Below are 15,982 nucleotides of genomic sequence, written 5' to 3'. Positions count from 1 at the left end.
TATGGATGCAACAAAATTGATACAATCAGGAATCGCTGGACTAATCGAAGGCAAAAGTCTGACACGTGGAGAAGCACGCGATATAATGGGTGCAATCATGCTGGGAGATGCTTCTCAGGCGCAAATCGGATCACTGCTGACCGCTTTACGGATTAAGGGAGAGACCGTGGAGGAAATTACGGGGTTTGCGGAAGCCATGAGAGGTTTCGGCACACCTGTCCTTACTGAAAAAGCGCGTCTGCTAGATACATGTGGTACGGGCGGTTCCGGCATCCATAAGTTTAATATTTCTACCGCCTCAGCGATTATTTCATCAGCGGCTTCTGTACGAGTTGCCAAACATGGCAACCGCTCAGCTTCCGGTAGAGCAGGAAGTGCAGATGTACTTGAAGCTTTGGGCGTCAACATTCATCTGAATGCGGATCAGGCTCGGGAATGCTTGGATCGAATCGGCATTTGTTTTTTATTCGCGCAAATCTATCATCCTTCGATGCGGCATGCGGCGGCACCGCGTAAAGAGCTTGGAGTGCGGACGATTTTTAATATGCTTGGTCCGCTTACGAATCCCGCGGGTGCTGACCGTCAGCTGCTGGGGATTTATGATCGGAATAAGACAGAGACGGTGGCTAATGTACTGAAGGAGCTGGGATCCAAGCGTGCGATGGTTGTCAGCAGCTTGGATGGTCTGGATGAAATCAGCATCTCGGCCCCTACATTAGTGTCTGAGCTAAAAGAGGGCATCGTAACCACGTATGAGGTAACGCCAGAGGCATTAGGTCTTAACAGACATCCACTGGAAGCTGTGCTGGGTGGAGATGCAGCTGAAAATGCGGCGATTATTACCTCGGTCCTTCAAGGGCAGATTAATCCTTATCGTGATATCGTTCTTGCTAACGCCGGAGCCTGTATATATGTTGCTGGTCTGGCAGATACCATGGCCGGAGGCGTAGAGAGAGCAAAAGATGTAGTGGATTCAGGCAAGGCACTATCCAAGCTTAATCAGCTTGTAGCTATGACGGAGGAACTTAATTATGTATCTTGATAAAATTGTCGCGACTAAGATTAAAGAGGTTGAATTGCTCAGTAAAAACTTTTCGTTGGCACAAGCAGAGCGTGATATTGCGCTTCTTTCGGCAACAAGAGGCTTTCGTAAGGCTCTGACCCAAGGGAAGAACAGAGATATGGGCTTGATCGCTGAGGTGAAGAAGGCTTCTCCTTCCAAAGGGTTGATCCGTGAAGATTTTGATCCTGTTTCCATTGCAAAAGGATATGAAGCTGGAGGCGCTGATTGTTTATCTGTTCTGACGGACACAGAATATTTCCAGGGCAGCGCAGCTTATCTGCAGCAAGTGAAGGAAGCTGTAAATCTGCCGCTGCTTCGCAAAGATTTTATTATCGATGAGAAGCAAATCTACGAAGCACGTCTTCTCGGAGCGGATGCCGTGTTGTTGATCGTCGCTATTTTGACACCGGCACAACTGTCTCATTTTATAGATATAGCTTCAGGGCTTGGATTGGATATCTTGATTGAGGTGCATGACCGAAATGAACTGGCGGCTGTACTGAGCACAGAAAAGATAACCCAACCTAACGTCCTGCTAGGAATTAATAACCGTAATCTACGTACCTTCGAGACCTCTTTGGAGACAACAGCCGAGCTGGCAGCTCTTGTGCCGCAAGGTGTTCCAGTGATCAGCGAAAGTGGAATTTCCGGGTCAAAAGACATCGGCTACCTAAGAACTACTGGTGCTCACGGAGTGCTCGTTGGGGAGTATCTAATGCGTCAAGCTAACGTAGAGGATGCGGTTAACGGTTTGCTCGGTGAGCTTCCTAACGGAAAGGACCGTGTCCGGCATGGCTGAGACATTAGTAAAAATCTGTGGACTTCAGGACGTTGAAGTGCTAAAATCTATGTTACACTTACCACTAGATTATATCGGATTTGTTTTTGCACCTAGCCGCCGGAAGGTATCCATAGAGCGTGCTGCCGAACTGATTGCAGAACTTCCAAATTGGAAGACTGGTGAAATTCCTAAGGCTGCAGGAGTTTTTGTTAATCCGGAGCTGGATGAGTTGAACGAATTGTTGTCTGTGGTGCATTTAGATGTAATTCAGCTCCATGGACAGGAGAGCCCGGCTTTTTGCCAGCAGGTTCGCCAAGCTTATCCACAGGTTCAGGTATGGAAGGCACTGTCCGTTGCTGATCAAGAGCGGGATAAAGCTGAAAATGAATATACCTTGGAAGATTACGCAGCTGCAGTAGATGCGGTTTTATTAGATACTTATGATCCATTGCAGAGCGGCGGCTCTGGCCGAACCTTCGCATGGAACAAATTACCTGAGTACCAAGAAATTGCAGTACGACATGGCTTGCCCTTGTTTGTGGCTGGAGGGCTTCATTCAGATAATGTTGGTGAATTGCTTGATACCTATGTCCCGTATGGGGTAGACGTATCGAGTGGAGTAGAGACTGACGGCATTAAGGATATTCAAAAAATGACAGCTTTTGTGGAAAGGGTGAAGCAATCATGATACAAGTACCGGACCAGCATGGACGTTTCGGTTCATTCGGAGGCCGCTTCGTGCCCGAGACTTTGATGAATGCATTGATTGAGTTGGAGGAGGCCTACCGTAAGTTTTCGGCAGATCCAGCTTTTCAGGAAGAAATAGATTATCTATTAAAGCAGTATTCCGGACGGGAGACCCCGCTGTATTATGCGGAACGTCTGAGCAAACATCTGGGAGAAGCTAAAATATATTTGAAGCGTGAAGATTTGAATCATACAGGTGCCCATAAGATTAACAACGCGATTGGTCAAGGGATTTTGGCCAAAATGATGGGAAAAACGAAGGTAATCGCTGAGACTGGCGCGGGTCAACATGGTGTAGCCACAGCTACAGTTGCAGCTCTGCTAGGTATGGAATGTAAGGTGTTTATGGGGGAAGAGGATACGCGCCGCCAGGCCCTTAATGTATTCCGGATGAAGCTGCTTGGTGCAGAAGTGATTCCCGTTACTTCCGGATCGCGCACTTTAAAAGATGCCGGCAACGAAGCGCTTCGCTACTGGGTTAGCAATGTAGACGATACCTTCTATATATTGGGTTCAGCTGTAGGACCGCATCCTTATCCGATGATGGTCCGTAACTTTCAGCGGGTTATTGGGGATGAAACACGGCGCCAGATTCTGGAGGCTGAAGGAAGGCTGCCGGATCTGCTCGTAGCTGCTGTAGGCGGTGGCAGTAATGCCATCGGTATGTTCTATCCATTCGTTGAGGATGAAAGTGTCGGTATGATTGGTGTAGAGGCGGCTGGTAAAGGCATTGATACCCCTTTTCATGCGGCAACAATGAGTAAAGGAACTCATGGCGTATTCCAGGGTTCGATGAGTTATCTCCTGCAGGATGAGCATGGACAAGTAACAGAAGCACATTCCATCTCCGCAGGCCTGGATTATCCTGGTGTGGGTCCTGAACACTCCTATCTAAAAGATATCGAACGCGCAAAATATGTACCGATTACAGATGCAGAGGCGCTAGATGCACTGAAGCTGCTTTGCGTAACGGAAGGTATTATTCCAGCGTTAGAATCAGCACATGCGATAGCTCATGTAGTGAAATTGGGTCCAACCCTTACCAAGGATGATATTGTTGTCATCTGCCTGTCAGGCCGGGGAGACAAAGATGTAGAATCCATTATGGCGTATACAGAAGGGAAGGGAACTGAATGACAACCCAAACTACAAACCGGATGGATTTGGTATTCCGGAAGCTTAAAGCTGAGAACCGGACCGCATTGATTCCTTTTCTGACTGTTGGAGATCCAGATTTGGAGACTACTCTTGCCATCATTACTGAACTGGAGACAGCAGGTGCAGATATTCTGGAGCTGGGAGTACCTTACTCTGATCCGCTTGCAGACGGCCCTGTAATTCAGAGAGCATCTGCCCGGGCACTGCGGGGTGAAGTTCACCTGCGCACTTGCATGGAGACCGCGCTAAAGGCTCGTCAAGCCGGCAGCAGTTTGCCATTTATCTTGTTTTCTTATTACAATCCTATCCTGCAAATGGGTCTTGATACGTTTTTTGCTGATCTGAACAAGCATGAAATTAGTGGACTTATTATCCCGGATCTTCCCGTTGAGGAATCAGCGGAGATGCGGCGCCGTAGTGATGAAGTTGGAGTCAACCTCATTCCTTTAGTTGCACCAACCTCAAGCGAACGTATTGCAAAGATTGTATCCGGTGCGAGCGGGTTTATCTATTGTGTATCTTCATTAGGGGTGACTGGAGAAAGATCCTCTTTCCATGCGGATGTAGAAGCCTTTATTGCTTCCGTTCGTCAAGCTACGGATCTGCCAGTGGCTGTAGGATTTGGGATCTCTACTGGCGAACAGGTTGCCCGTTTTGCTCAGATTTGCGATGGTGTTGTAGTAGGGAGTGCCATTGTCCGCAAAATAGAAGAAGTAATTCCGCTGCTCGGTCATCCTGCTACGCGGAATGAGGGGCTGTTGCAAATTCGAGAATTTGTGGCACAATTAAAAAGACCATAACAGTGTCATTCTGACCTGTGTATAGTGGAGTAATCAACTATGGAGAGCGAGGACTATTCAATGAATCCAAAACCGAATATAGTTAATCTCCCTGTCTACAAACCAGGGAAACCTATAGACGAAGTCAAGAAGGAGCTTGGCTTAAGTGAGGTTATTAAGCTTGCATCCAATGAGAACCCGTATGGAGCTTCACCGAGTGCAAAAGAGGCAATTCTAGCAGAACTTGAGAATCTTTATCTTTATCCGGACGGCTCAGCCGTTGAATTGACTTCAGCACTTTCCAGCCGTCTTGGCGTGAATAACGACAATATTATTTTTGGCTGTGGCTCAGATGAGATTATTGCACTTATTGCCCGTGCCTTTTTCTTACCGGGTGATGAGACCATCATGGCGGACCAGACCTTCTCCGTGTATAAGAGTAACGCAGACATCGAAAGTGCGGTATCTATTGAGGTGCCACTTGTAAAAGGGACACATGATCTGGATGGAATGCTGGCCCGTATAACAGACCGTACTAAGGTTATCTGGATCTGTAATCCAAATAACCCAACAGGTACGATTGTACCAGAGGAAGCTTTGGTTTCTTTCCTGGATGCTGTGCCTTCCAATGTAATGGTTGTCCTTGATGAGGCATACTGTGAGTATGTAACAGATCTTTCATACTCCAATGGCATCCAGTTACTGACTCGTTACAAGAATTTGGTTGTGCTTCGCACATTCTCCAAAATTTATGGCTTAGCTGCATTGCGTATTGGATACGGTGTTGCGAGTCCTGAGATCATTTCGTTGATCAACAAGGTACGTGAGCCATTTAATACCTCTCGTCTTGCTCAAGCTGCAGCTCTTGCTGCTTTGAATGACCAAGATTATGTGCAGGAATGCCGTCGTCTTAATAGCGCGGGTATTGTCCAATTGCAAGGTGAATTCAAACGTCTGGGTCTAGAATCCTTCCCGGCACACGGGAACTTCATCATGGTAGATGTTCGTAAGCCTGCTACAGAGGTCTTTGATGCTTTGATGCGTAAAGGAATCATCGTAAGAGCGGGTCATCAGGTTTATCCGACTTATATTCGGGTTACTGTGGGCTCGGCTGAGCAGAATACAGCTTTTATCACCGCGCTGGAACAAACTCTTATAGAGAGTGGAATACGCGCCTAGTAATAACAGCAAGTCAAGACTAAAGAAGGCAGGTAGTTCAAAGAACATGACGACAAAAATAGCAATATTCGGTGTCGGTCTGATCGGAGGCTCACTGGCCCTTTGCTTTAAAGGCAAGGAGGGCCTGACCGTCGTTGGCCATGCCCACCGTCCTGAATCCGCGAGTAAGTATATTAGCAGAGGTGTGGTCGATAGTGCCACATTGTCTGTGGAGGAAGCGGCAATCGATGCCGATTTCATTTTTTTATGTGTGCCGGTGGGTATGCTAGAGGATTATTTGCAGCAGTTAAGCAAATTGCCGCTTAAGCCCGGCTGCATCATTACAGATGTTGGAAGTACGAAAGCTAGTATTGCCGCATGCGCGGTCTCTTTGGATATTCCTGGAGTACATTTTATCGGCGGTCACCCTATGGCAGGATCAGAGCGTTCAGGTGTTGAGGCAGCTTCATCGCTGTTGTTTGAGAATGCCTATTACGTATTAACGCCTCCACCGGGAGTGCCAGACGAGGCTTATCATGCGTTGGAGTCCTTACTCCACCTTACTAGAGCGCAGATTGTACGCCTTAATCCAGAACGTCATGATGAGATTGTAGGCGCCATTAGTCATTTGCCACATATTATTGCGGTTGCGCTGGTAAATCAGATCAAAGCTTATGATGATACTGACTCCTTGTATAGTACGTTAGCTGCAGGGGGCTTTCGGGATATTACACGGATTGCGTCCAGTGATCCAATTATTTGGCGTGATATCTTGTTAAACAATCGTTCAGTGATGCTTCGTTTGTTGAAGGATTGGAACGAGGAAGTTTCTTCTTTTGTTCGTTTGCTGGAAAGTGAAGATGGTGTAGGGATTGAAGAGGCATTTCATGAAGCCAATGGCTTCCGTAGTCAATTGCCTGAACGGCGTAAAGGTATGATAGCACCTTTATTTGACCTACATATTGATGTACCGGATCATCCGGGGATTATCGGTCGTATTGCTACAGAGCTGGGGGATCAAGGAATTAACCTTAGCAACGTACAAATTATCGAAAGCCGTGAAGATGTTCCGGGGATTATGCGTCTCTCTTTCCGTCAGGAGAACGATATGGAGCGGGCGAAGATCCTGTTGCAGCATCATGATTATACGGTATACGTGTAGTATTAAGGTTCGCTCGGGTTCATTTTCAAATCGTAATAAACAGCAAAACAGCGATTCTCATGTGAATAGAGAATCGCTATTTTTTTTGTTTGTTGGTTTGTTGGTTGCTTACTTCAACATGCCGCCGTCAGTATCGTCATCGGTATCGCCATCGCCATCGCCATCGGTATCACTATAAGTACCAGTATAAGTACCAGTATAAGTACCACCTAGTACTTACGGACCCTAATGACGTTATTTGCTCGTTTTTTGCCTTTGAAGCAGTCTTTCGGACTCCACTGACACTATTTCATATGAAGAGGCTTATATTGTGTGTTTTTCGTGACAATAGCTGCTATGGGGTCCGTTAGCATCCCAAATGTGGATTAATGCTGCATTTAAGGTCATCTGTGTCCGATAGCGTCTTCGTACAAGCTAAATGTTTATTGGATCAACGAAGAAAAGAAAGGAGTGCCGCAAAATGCTTCCGGATTTATACCCGCAGACTCTAATTTAGGTTTGGTTTGTTGCAACTGTTCCCAAACTCGCTTTCTTCATTTCGATCAGTATTTCTTCCAAGAAATTCTCTGGTACTTGAATTTTCTTCGTCGTAACTAGCTTGGCTACCTACAAAACGATTTCTTGCTGCTCCTAGACCGACAATAAAGAGTAAAACCGAAGCGCCAAGCAGTATGAAAAGTGGCAGGTTCCAACGATTTGTCGTGTCATGCAAATATCCTATAAGGGCAGGACCAATTGCGGCAAGCAGATATCCGATCGATTGCGCCATACCAGACAGTTCCGCTGCTTGATGCGCACTTTTAGTACGTAAACCGAAAAACATCATGGACAAGCTAAAGGCGCAGCCTCCACCAATTCCGAGTATGATAATCCACAACAGAATGATATTGGAGCTTCCGTAAAGCAGTCCGAGCGTTCCCGTCAAAAGCAAAATGGTTGTGATGAACACTAACGAACGTTGATTTGACATTCGCCCTGCAATAACGGGGACAATAAAGGTAAATGGAAGCAGCGCTAACTGCATTATTGAGAGGTACCATCCTGATTGGCTTGAGTCAATGCCTTGCTGTTTTAAAATTTCAGGCAACCATGCGATCAGCACATAGAAAATCATAGACTGCATCCCCATAAACAAGGTTACTTGCCAGGCAAGAGGGGAACGCCAAACATTCACATCATTGCCGGCCATCTGTTGACTTGTCGAGGCTGTTTGCTTCGTATGCTTCCTTAATTGAGGCAACCAGCAAAGGATCGATACAAAGCTTAGGATCCCCCAAATTCCCAATGCACCCTGCCATTTTAAACCTGCGTTTGCAGCTAGCGGTACACTGATTCCCGAGGCGATCGCTCCAGATAAACTCATTGAAATTGCAAATACACCAGTCATGGCACCGATTTTATTAGGGAAATCGCGTTTGATTAAACTTGGCATTAATACATTACAAACGGCAATTGCAAATCCAAGAATTGCAGTTCCAATATACAGATTTGCAGCCCCAGATAAAGAACGTATTACAATACCAACAGTCAAAAAGATCAGGGCAAACAAAATTAAAAGTTCTACTCCATACCTACGTCCTAGTTTTGGTACTAGAGGCGATATTAAAGCAAAGGTAAGTAAAGGTACCGTTGTTATCAGGCCTGCTAAAGTATTGGAAATATGAACGTCACCCCTTATGAGACCCACTAAAGGACCGACCGAGGTTAAGGGAGCACGTAAATTTGCGGCAATAATAATAATGCCGAGTAGTAGCAGCCCTAAAGATGATGGTACAAATTTTTTATTCGGCATTCTTCATTTTCCCTCCCAGAATTAATGCGTACTAATATCCGCGCGGACAATGAAAGTATAGTATAATATATTTAATTTAACAATAAGTATTTCAAAGTTTACTTTTGTTGAGGTAGTTCTATAACTTGAAATGCTTATATTAGTTAAAAAAAATACAACTCAGAGTATCCATATAGAATGGAATACTGAGTTGCATTTTATAGGTGAAATTTTCGACTTTTAGAAACCATATTTTAAGGAGATATGGAGCACTGTTTCCCTATTTGTATGATTGGTATAAGAGTGAGGGCGGTCTGCACGAAAACTGATCGTATCATATTGATTCAATGTGTACATTTCTCCATCGACTCGAATTTCAATGGAACCAGTCATTACTGTCGCAATTTCAGTTGTATTCACATGATGACCTTCAGGGTGATACGAACTATTTGGCTGTAAGTAAGCCCGACACATTTCAATATCGTTGCTTACGTTTTTAAAGACGGGTTCAATGATCCAATTCTTTTGATCATTAGAAAACCGGAGACCTTCACCTGCTCGATACAGACTAACAGGGTCTTCAGATTTGAACAAAGCTAATAGGGGCAAAGATATGCCTTTTGAAATTTTCCATATTATCGCCAAAGTTGGATTTGTCTCGCCACGTTCGATATTCCCCAGAGTAAGTTTGCTTACGCCTGTTAATTCCGCTAAGTCATCTAAGCTCATGTTTTTTTCTTTTCTGTACTTTTTCAAGGCACCGCCGATTTGTAGTACCAGTTGTTTTGATTCATCGATTTCATCCATTTCAAATTCACCTCAATAAATAACTTTATAGCTAGTATATTGTTTATTTTGACTCTTTTCCATACGATTAGGATTAGAGGGTGGATAACACACGCAGCTATGCAAAATCTGACGTCTTTGTAACGAACCTGCCCGTAAGCTTATCACCGTCCCCGGTTTAATCCTTTATTTTTGCAAAAGGAAGGATACCAATGGGGTGAGCGCAGAGGAGGCTATATTTGTAGGTGATCATCCAATGAATGACGTACAAGCGAGCCGTAACGCAGGGCTGCAAGGCATTTGGAAACGTAATGAGCATATACCTCTTCAAGTGGACGCAGACGGGGTAATAGATGATTGTGGGGATTTGTGGAAGCTAATTCGCTCGCTATAGTAAAATAATCTGATATTGATCATCTAAAAAAGGTAGAGCGCTTTCAGGACAAAAAAAGACCGCTTACAAAGTAAGCGGCTACAGTTCACAATAAATTGGAACCGTTAAGTATTGGATAGGAGTGGAGAGAAACCATACTGTACTTTTATTATATGTATACGTTTACATTTTGTCAACAGTTTTTAAAAATTGATAAATGTGTTATTTTTAAAGCCGGAATCTATGTCAGAAATCCAATGTCGGGTCTTGTTGGCGAGAGGACCTATCTTAAGTCTATTAATGTCATCCTATGAGAATATGTGGTACAATAGAGCAGGTATGTTTCTAGATTCGTTTCTATATTTATGTAAAATTAGAAGTATGCCTTATTTCTTTTTGTCTTCTTCATATACATCATGCCTTAATTATCGGGTAGTTGAATATACATAGGTGTATTTCATAAAAAAACTAAAAATTTGCAGTAACACCGCAACTTTTAAAGCCCAAACCGGTATAATAAGTACGGACCGGATGGGAAAAGACGTGCAAGGGCGAGGAGGGCCAATCTCACCATGACGGATTCCCAGTTGATCCAGCAAATCAAACAAGGAAACACAGAATTATATTCAGAATTAATGCGTCGTTATCAACGTAAAATACTAGCATTTGTATATCATATGCTTAGAAATTCACATATGGAGCTTATCGCAGAGGACCTTTGTTCGGAGACCTTCTACAAGGCATTTCGTAGCTTGCATTCCTTTCGAGAGGTAGATGCTTCATTCTCAACATGGCTGTACACTATCGCCCGGAACACTGTGCTAAGTGAGCTTCGCAAGAACCGTGCCGGTAATGTATCTCTGGAAGAGAGTGGATATACACCAGTAGCACCGTTTGAAGTTGCACCCGAGCAGGCTGCATTGCGCAATGAACGGATGAATTTGGTCCGTGAGGCGATAAATAATCTTCCCGAAAAACAACGCTCTGCACTTATCCTACGTGAATATGATCAAATGGACTATCAAGAAATCGCAGAAATTTTAGATCAGAGTGTAAGCTCAGTGAAATCATTATTGTTTCGTGCCAGGAGTAGTGTGAAGCTTCAACTCGAATCCTATTTCAATGAGCCTGAAGTTGAAGAGCAGGTTGAGAGGGTGTAAGGCGAATGAATTGCAGGGAAGCGCAAGAATGTATTCCGCTCTTGTGGGACGCTCCCCCCACACATCCTAGGCGGATTTTACTTGAAAGACATATTGAAACTTGTCCTTACTGCGCTGCAGAATGGGCTCTATGGCAAGAGAGCAGCCTGCTTATGCAAGATTTGAGGGAAGAGATCAGTGAAGAGCGTGCTGAAGCCATAAATGTTAAAGTCATGGAGCGGATTTATTTAGAGAGTCCATGGTTGATGCCCGGTGACGGGAAATCTGCTGGGACCTCTGCTATTGTTCGCCATCGGCTTAGCTTATGGATCGCATGCTTTCTGGCAATATTTCTGTCCAGCGTTCTTTATTTTACGATGTTCAGAACTCCAGGTGATGCAGTTGTTGCTCAGAGTGGAATTGTGGAGACAGGTGTCGCTGGATCCTCGATGGAATGGCAATCAACGTATCCAATCTTGGGCTCTGAAGGTGGGATCATTGAACCCCTTGTTGTAAGTATGGGACCCACTCATCCTCAATACTGGATGATGTTATCGATGTTAGGTGTAGGCTTTGCAGTATTTTCATTAACTAGGCTGAATCGTTATCGCCGATCATAGAGGGTTATTAGACGTATGTCTTTGCTTCCGTTGTTTATAATATTCAGAACATTGAAGGAGTCCCTTTACTTAATGTAATGAGGGGCTTTTTGCATTGTAAAACTCATAAAAAGAAGACTTTTTATTTCATCCATGTTACATTAAGAGACAAATACTTTGCTGAAAAGGGGGAGGCAACATGCTAATCGGCTTGATACGCCATGGATTGACGGACTGGAACGCGATAGGGAAAATACAGGGACAAAGTGATATTCCACTTAATGATGAAGGACGGATGCAAGCTGCAATGCTTGCTGACCGCTTATTACAGGAACCGTACAGCTGGGACTACTGCGTTACTAGTAATCTTTCCCGCGCTGCTGAGACCGGTAAGATTATTGCTGACAAGTTAGGAATTCCGCTATTAGAACCTGATCAGCGTATCCGGGAACGTGCTTATGGGCAGGTAGAAGGGCTTACTGCCGCAGAACGTGAAGAGAAGTGGGGTAAGGAATGGAGCCAGCTCTCCCTCGGTCAAGAAACCGACGAACAGCTTCAGGCTCGGGCTCTTGCTTTTATGGAAGATATTTCTGCACTGCATCCCAATCGGAATATACTCGTCATATCCCATGGAGGATTTCTTGCTCAGCTGTATACTGCTCTTTACAAGGATAAGTATTCTGAACGAATTGGCAATCTATCCTTGACGATTCTGGAGAAGAAAGAGCGGGAATGGAATCCTATTTTATATAATTGTACTCGCCATATCCTGCAAAATCAGCATTAACCCGGGCTTCGGGTTATTTTTTTTGCAATAAAGGGAATAAAATAGGCAGTATTCCCCATAATGGTAGTAAAACGGTGAGGCGATAAAACATGAATCTGGCGGATATGCTTACTTATGCAGATATTGGACAGCTGACCGCCATAGCGGGCCGCTACCGGTGTGAATGCAAACAGAATTCCAAACACGACTTGATCCAAAGTATTTTGATTATGCTTGGAAGCAGAAGTTTTATGGAGTCTCATATCCGGGAATGCGCTCCGGAGGATTTACGGTTTTTGAATACATTGCTTTTTGATGAACGCACATACTTTAGTCTTGAGGATTTGTTGGCTGTGGCAAGGCAAGCGTCCTTTGATGCACCTGAAGGGAAAACTGGAGGTTTCCGGGAGATGGTCTCTCGTTTCAAAAGTGGAGGCTGGCTTTTTAGTGGTTCCTCACAGCAGACCAGATATTTGTACCAGGTACCCAAGGATTTAAAAGAACGTTTTCGGGAGACGATGAGTGCACATATCAAAGAGAGCATCGCAACTAGCCCTGAACCTGTTATGTATCGCAGTGAAGGAGAATTAATGATCAGTGATCTGGTAATGCTGCTGAGATATATTAAGGACAATGAGCCAGAACTGAATCAGGAAGGGGCAATGTATAGGCGGTACCAGCAAGGTGTGATGAACGCGCTTCATATTCCGGAGGAGCTTCTTAGCAAAGGCGGTTGGAGATTTGGTTATGGGAGAGCTTGTGAGCATTATCCTCCAAGATTTGCGCTTTTGTATGACTATATTCGTCACCGCCGCTGGATCTCTGAGGAAGGCTTCCGGCTAAGGCTTACTGCGACCGGTGAGGCTGTGTTAAACGATGGAAAATGTGATTCGTTGATGCAGATATTCTCTTTTTGGTTAAGACTATATAAAGGGGCTGTGCCAAATCTACCTTCACTTGTGTATTGGATAAGCATCAGCGCCAGTAATTGGGTGACAGTACCTTCTTTAGTGGATGGTGTAGGGTGGCTAATTAAACCGTTTTATTATGACAGTGCTGCTTCTATTCTAGAGCAACGAATAATACGGATGATGGTGCACCTAGGGATGCTTAAATTGGGCGAGACTTCTGGTGGACTCGCTGTGATGATGACGCCATGGGGGATAGAGACAGCCGTACCTAAGTATCTTCGGTAGAGGTGCGCATGCGAAAAGGCTTATGGGGATTACATACGCAGATGTAGGAATCCGTTAATGCTGCTGATGGGTACAATAGAAGAAGTATTGAGCGTAATGGGCAAATATGTAGAACGAAGACAGGATTGATGAATATGCTTTAGTAGGTGCCGCTTCTCTTGAAACCGAAAACATAATCATCTTGATGGATATCAAAATATCAAATAACAAGAAAAAAGGATCTCTTAAACAGCGGAGGTGTATCGAATGGACAAAATGAAGGCTACGTATGAAGTGATGCTAGGACTTGCGGCAGAAATGGTGTGGGATGAAGCGCTGCGAAAGCGTCGCTCCGACATCTTGCACCGTGAGATTGACACGGCGCTGGCTACCGGAGATGAGATGGCTTTCCGAAATCTTACTGAGGAACTTAAAAGTTTGGCATAAAGAAATGCGCTTAGCGCATTTCTTTTTTTGCTTATAATCTACTCACTTTGCTTAAACGAACGAAAATAAAAAATCTAAATCTGGACGTTCATCCTCCTCCTTCAATATAATGGGTTCTATAACTTCAGGAAGATCTGCGAAAGATCAAAAAGATTAACAATTATACATAGGGAGATGAATGGAAATGAAATTCAGCGATTTTGAAGTGGACACTTGGGAAGAAAATCGAAAATTCTATGATACATGTCTCATACCTTTTACAGGATTAACTGGACTTGAGAGTCCTCCTGAGACCGTTCAGGCACTCGAAAGATTACGTAATTTCATGGATATGGTGGAAATACCGTTCAAGGGGCGGATCGTGACTTACCCAGCCATTCAGTATGCTGGAGAGGGTTATGTGAATTTAATTAATGAGATTTGCCAAAAAGTCAAATCCAGTGGTTTCCAGCATGTTGTGGTGTTGACAGCGGATGTACCTCTCCAAGAAAGCCAAATCTATGAAAGCGATTTAGTTCTCTCTCTGCCTATCATTGAGGCTTCTCCAGAAGGGAAGAATAACAGTGGAATTAGTATCAAAATTCAAGAGATGTGGCGGAGATGAACTCCTTATAAATGTGACAGAAAATCAACAATTACAGGTTGAAACCGCTTTTTAGCCTGTCACAAATTAGACAATATTCTTGACGGGTTTTGGAGCCTAAGCTATTATTAGGTTGAATCCAAATGGTATGTGATGTATTTCATTGAAAAGATTTGAAAACGGATTATTTATATTGAGACATCTCTGATCGGACACCACAGATACTTTCTTATATCTTGAGAAGGGGGTTATATAACAGTATGAGCAGCCATAATGAACAACAGGAGACATGGCCTGAACAACCACCCAGCCGTAAAGAGATGTCGCGCAGGCAATTTTTGACCTACACGCTTGGTGGCGCCACTGCTTTTATGGGGGCGGGTACAATTCTTCCAATGGTCCGTTTTGTCGTAGATCCGATATTACATAAGAAGGGTGCTGGAGATTTTATCAAGGTTGCTGAGATAAGCAAAATCACCGAAGAGCCCCAGGAATTTACTTTTGAATTGAAACAGAAGGACGGATGGTACGACAGTACAGCGACACTTACTGCGTGGATCCGGAAAGACGCGAAGGGTGATATTTATGCGCTTTCACCGATTTGTAAACATTTGGGATGTACGGTCGGGTGGAACAACAATAAAGCTCATCCGGACGAATATCACTGCCCTTGCCATGGTGCACGTTATACAAAGCTTGGCAAAAATCTCGAGGTTGCTCCTAAGCCGCTTGATCAGTATAAAACGAAATTCGATAACGGGTGGGTGCTTTTGGGAGACATTGTGCCAAATACAGTAGCTCGTGAGGAGGCGTAGTTCTGATGTTTAAAAATGTCTATAACTGGATTGACGAACGTCTGGATGTTACGCCAATTTGGAGAGACGTGGCCGATCACGAGGTTCCTGAGCATGTTAATCCGGCCCATCATTTCTCTGCGTTCGTGTATTGCTTTGGCGGACTGACCTTTTTTATTACAGTCATTCAGATTTTATCAGGTATGTTCTTAACGATGTATTATGTTCCGGACATTATTAATGCTTATGCTAGTGTTGAGTATTTACAGACAAGTGTTGCATTTGGACAGATTGTCCGCGGGATGCATCACTGGGGTGCAAGTCTAGTAATTGTTATGATGTTCCTTCATACGATGCGCGTCTTCTTTACAGGCTCTTACAAAGCGCCGCGTGAGATGAACTGGGTAGTTGGAATGCTGATTTTCTTCGTAATGTTGGGACTTGGTTTAACAGGTTACTTGTTGCCTTGGGATAATAAAGCTTATTTCGCAACAAAAGTAACTCTCGAAATAGCCAATTCTGTTCCAGTAATGGGGCCGGTGCTGAAGGAACTGATGCAAGGCGGAACGATTGTTGGCGCCGAAACCTTAACTCGGTTTTTCGCACTACATGTATTCTTCCTCCCAGCGGTGCTTCTTAGTCTGCTCGTAGGACACTTTATTATGATCCGCAGACAAGGGATTTCCGGACCGTTGTAAGTT

The 15,982-nt window shown here is 44.3% G+C and carries 18 protein-coding genes; 16 read left to right on the top strand and 2 right to left on the bottom strand.

Features of this window, described 5'->3' with window-relative positions; translation table 11 throughout:
* Position 1: 1 nt before the first annotated feature.
* Genes trpD through NYE72_RS20765 form a run of 7 tightly spaced genes read left to right on the top strand, consistent with a single transcriptional unit; the run spans position 2 to position 6,848 of the window.
* Positions 2-1,042, top strand: coding sequence for an anthranilate phosphoribosyltransferase (gene trpD, locus NYE72_RS20795; RefSeq protein ID WP_178944283.1), 1,041 nt, complete (start codon positions 2-4; stop codon positions 1,040-1,042).
* Positions 1,032-1,862 carry an indole-3-glycerol phosphate synthase TrpC gene (gene trpC / locus NYE72_RS20790; RefSeq protein WP_339210377.1) on the top strand — a complete coding sequence of 277 codons (831 nt, stop codon included), beginning with the start codon at positions 1,032-1,034 and terminating at the stop codon, positions 1,860-1,862. Before trpD ends, trpC begins: the two co-directional genes overlap by 11 nt.
* A complete protein-coding gene (locus tag NYE72_RS20785; protein WP_036676248.1) occupies positions 1,855-2,532 on the top strand; it encodes a phosphoribosylanthranilate isomerase in 678 nt (225 codons plus the stop codon). Before trpC ends, NYE72_RS20785 begins: the two co-directional genes overlap by 8 nt.
* Positions 2,529-3,728 carry a tryptophan synthase subunit beta gene (trpB, locus tag NYE72_RS20780; RefSeq protein WP_076101466.1) on the top strand — a complete coding sequence of 400 codons (1,200 nt, stop codon included), beginning with the start codon at positions 2,529-2,531 and terminating at the stop codon, positions 3,726-3,728. Before NYE72_RS20785 ends, trpB begins: the two co-directional genes overlap by 4 nt.
* Complete coding sequence (trpA, locus tag NYE72_RS20775) at positions 3,725-4,549, top strand: tryptophan synthase subunit alpha (RefSeq protein ID WP_076141312.1); 825 nt, start codon at positions 3,725-3,727, stop codon at positions 4,547-4,549. Before trpB ends, trpA begins: the two co-directional genes overlap by 4 nt.
* Before the next feature lie 60 nt (positions 4,550-4,609).
* Complete coding sequence (gene hisC, locus NYE72_RS20770; protein WP_339210375.1) at positions 4,610-5,707, top strand: histidinol-phosphate transaminase; 1,098 nt, start codon at positions 4,610-4,612, stop codon at positions 5,705-5,707.
* Positions 5,708-5,753: 46 nt separating this feature from the next.
* Entirely contained in the window at positions 5,754-6,848 is a 1,095-nt protein-coding gene (locus NYE72_RS20765) for a prephenate dehydrogenase (RefSeq protein ID WP_036676253.1), read from the top strand.
* Positions 6,849-7,335: 487 nt separating this feature from the next.
* On the opposite strand, the gene NYE72_RS20760 is transcribed toward NYE72_RS20765, so the two are convergent.
* A complete protein-coding gene (locus tag NYE72_RS20760) occupies positions 7,336-8,640 on the bottom strand; it encodes an MFS transporter (protein ID WP_081383744.1) in 1,305 nt (434 codons plus the stop codon).
* A gap of 219 nt (positions 8,641-8,859) precedes the next feature.
* Positions 8,860-9,426, bottom strand: a complete 567-nt coding sequence (locus NYE72_RS20755; protein ID WP_036676254.1) for an XRE family transcriptional regulator — start codon at positions 9,424-9,426, stop codon at positions 8,860-8,862.
* A 196-nt stretch (positions 9,427-9,622) separates the two neighbouring features.
* On the opposite strand from NYE72_RS20755, the gene NYE72_RS20750 reads away from it, so the two are divergent.
* From NYE72_RS20750 to NYE72_RS20710, 9 genes are all read left to right on the top strand, one after another.
* Complete coding sequence (locus NYE72_RS20750) at positions 9,623-9,799, top strand: hypothetical protein (RefSeq protein ID WP_143766109.1); 177 nt, start codon at positions 9,623-9,625, stop codon at positions 9,797-9,799.
* Between the two features lie 551 nt (positions 9,800-10,350).
* Complete coding sequence (locus tag NYE72_RS20745; RefSeq protein ID WP_036676255.1) at positions 10,351-10,938, top strand: sigma-70 family RNA polymerase sigma factor; 588 nt, start codon at positions 10,351-10,353, stop codon at positions 10,936-10,938.
* A 152-nt stretch (positions 10,939-11,090) separates the two neighbouring features.
* A complete protein-coding gene (locus NYE72_RS20740; RefSeq protein ID WP_051490909.1) occupies positions 11,091-11,537 on the top strand; it encodes a hypothetical protein in 447 nt (148 codons plus the stop codon).
* A gap of 178 nt (positions 11,538-11,715) precedes the next feature.
* Positions 11,716-12,303 carry a histidine phosphatase family protein gene (locus tag NYE72_RS20735; protein ID WP_036676257.1) on the top strand — a complete coding sequence of 196 codons (588 nt, stop codon included), beginning with the start codon at positions 11,716-11,718 and terminating at the stop codon, positions 12,301-12,303.
* 89 nt (positions 12,304-12,392) lie between these two features.
* Positions 12,393-13,478, top strand: a complete 1,086-nt coding sequence (locus NYE72_RS20730; protein ID WP_036676259.1) for a hypothetical protein — start codon at positions 12,393-12,395, stop codon at positions 13,476-13,478.
* A gap of 246 nt (positions 13,479-13,724) precedes the next feature.
* Positions 13,725-13,904, top strand: a complete 180-nt coding sequence (locus NYE72_RS20725) for an IDEAL domain-containing protein (RefSeq protein WP_036676261.1) — start codon at positions 13,725-13,727, stop codon at positions 13,902-13,904.
* A gap of 184 nt (positions 13,905-14,088) precedes the next feature.
* Positions 14,089-14,508: a DUF2487 family protein gene (locus tag NYE72_RS20720; protein WP_036676262.1), complete on the top strand. Its 420-nt coding sequence runs from the start codon at positions 14,089-14,091 to the stop codon at positions 14,506-14,508.
* Between the two features lie 239 nt (positions 14,509-14,747).
* Positions 14,748-15,302: a ubiquinol-cytochrome c reductase iron-sulfur subunit gene (locus NYE72_RS20715; protein WP_036676264.1), complete on the top strand. Its 555-nt coding sequence runs from the start codon at positions 14,748-14,750 to the stop codon at positions 15,300-15,302.
* 5 nt (positions 15,303-15,307) lie between these two features.
* Complete coding sequence (locus NYE72_RS20710) at positions 15,308-15,979, top strand: cytochrome b6 (RefSeq protein WP_036676266.1); 672 nt, start codon at positions 15,308-15,310, stop codon at positions 15,977-15,979.
* Positions 15,980-15,982 lie beyond the last annotated feature (3 nt).

Source organism: Paenibacillus sp. FSL L8-0333, assembly GCF_037965665.1.
Lineage (GTDB): Bacteria > Bacillota > Bacilli > Paenibacillales > Paenibacillaceae > Paenibacillus_AQ > Paenibacillus_AQ odorifer.
Note: the sequence above shows the minus strand (reverse complement) of the source record. Positions and strands in the feature narration are given on the sequence as shown.

Coding starts and splice junctions, on each gene's coding strand:
- trpD (WP_178944283.1), top strand. CDS start 2: ATGGATGCAACAAAATTGATACAATCAGGAATCGCTGGACTAATCGAA.
- trpC (WP_339210377.1), top strand. CDS start 1,032: ATGTATCTTGATAAAATTGTCGCGACTAAGATTAAAGAGGTTGAATTG.
- NYE72_RS20785 (WP_036676248.1), top strand. CDS start 1,855: ATGGCTGAGACATTAGTAAAAATCTGTGGACTTCAGGACGTTGAAGTG.
- trpB (WP_076101466.1), top strand. CDS start 2,529: ATGATACAAGTACCGGACCAGCATGGACGTTTCGGTTCATTCGGAGGC.
- trpA (WP_076141312.1), top strand. CDS start 3,725: ATGACAACCCAAACTACAAACCGGATGGATTTGGTATTCCGGAAGCTT.
- hisC (WP_339210375.1), top strand. CDS start 4,610: ATGAATCCAAAACCGAATATAGTTAATCTCCCTGTCTACAAACCAGGG.
- NYE72_RS20765 (WP_036676253.1), top strand. CDS start 5,754: ATGACGACAAAAATAGCAATATTCGGTGTCGGTCTGATCGGAGGCTCA.
- NYE72_RS20760 (WP_081383744.1), bottom strand. CDS start 8,640: ATGCCGAATAAAAAATTTGTACCATCATCTTTAGGGCTGCTACTACTC.
- NYE72_RS20755 (WP_036676254.1), bottom strand. CDS start 9,426: ATGGATGAAATCGATGAATCAAAACAACTGGTACTACAAATCGGCGGT.
- NYE72_RS20745 (WP_036676255.1), top strand. CDS start 10,351: ATGACGGATTCCCAGTTGATCCAGCAAATCAAACAAGGAAACACAGAA.
- NYE72_RS20740 (WP_051490909.1), top strand. CDS start 11,091: ATGCAAGATTTGAGGGAAGAGATCAGTGAAGAGCGTGCTGAAGCCATA.
- NYE72_RS20735 (WP_036676257.1), top strand. CDS start 11,716: ATGCTAATCGGCTTGATACGCCATGGATTGACGGACTGGAACGCGATA.
- NYE72_RS20730 (WP_036676259.1), top strand. CDS start 12,393: ATGAATCTGGCGGATATGCTTACTTATGCAGATATTGGACAGCTGACC.
- NYE72_RS20725 (WP_036676261.1), top strand. CDS start 13,725: ATGGACAAAATGAAGGCTACGTATGAAGTGATGCTAGGACTTGCGGCA.
- NYE72_RS20720 (WP_036676262.1), top strand. CDS start 14,089: ATGAAATTCAGCGATTTTGAAGTGGACACTTGGGAAGAAAATCGAAAA.
- NYE72_RS20715 (WP_036676264.1), top strand. CDS start 14,748: ATGAGCAGCCATAATGAACAACAGGAGACATGGCCTGAACAACCACCC.
- NYE72_RS20710 (WP_036676266.1), top strand. CDS start 15,308: ATGTTTAAAAATGTCTATAACTGGATTGACGAACGTCTGGATGTTACG.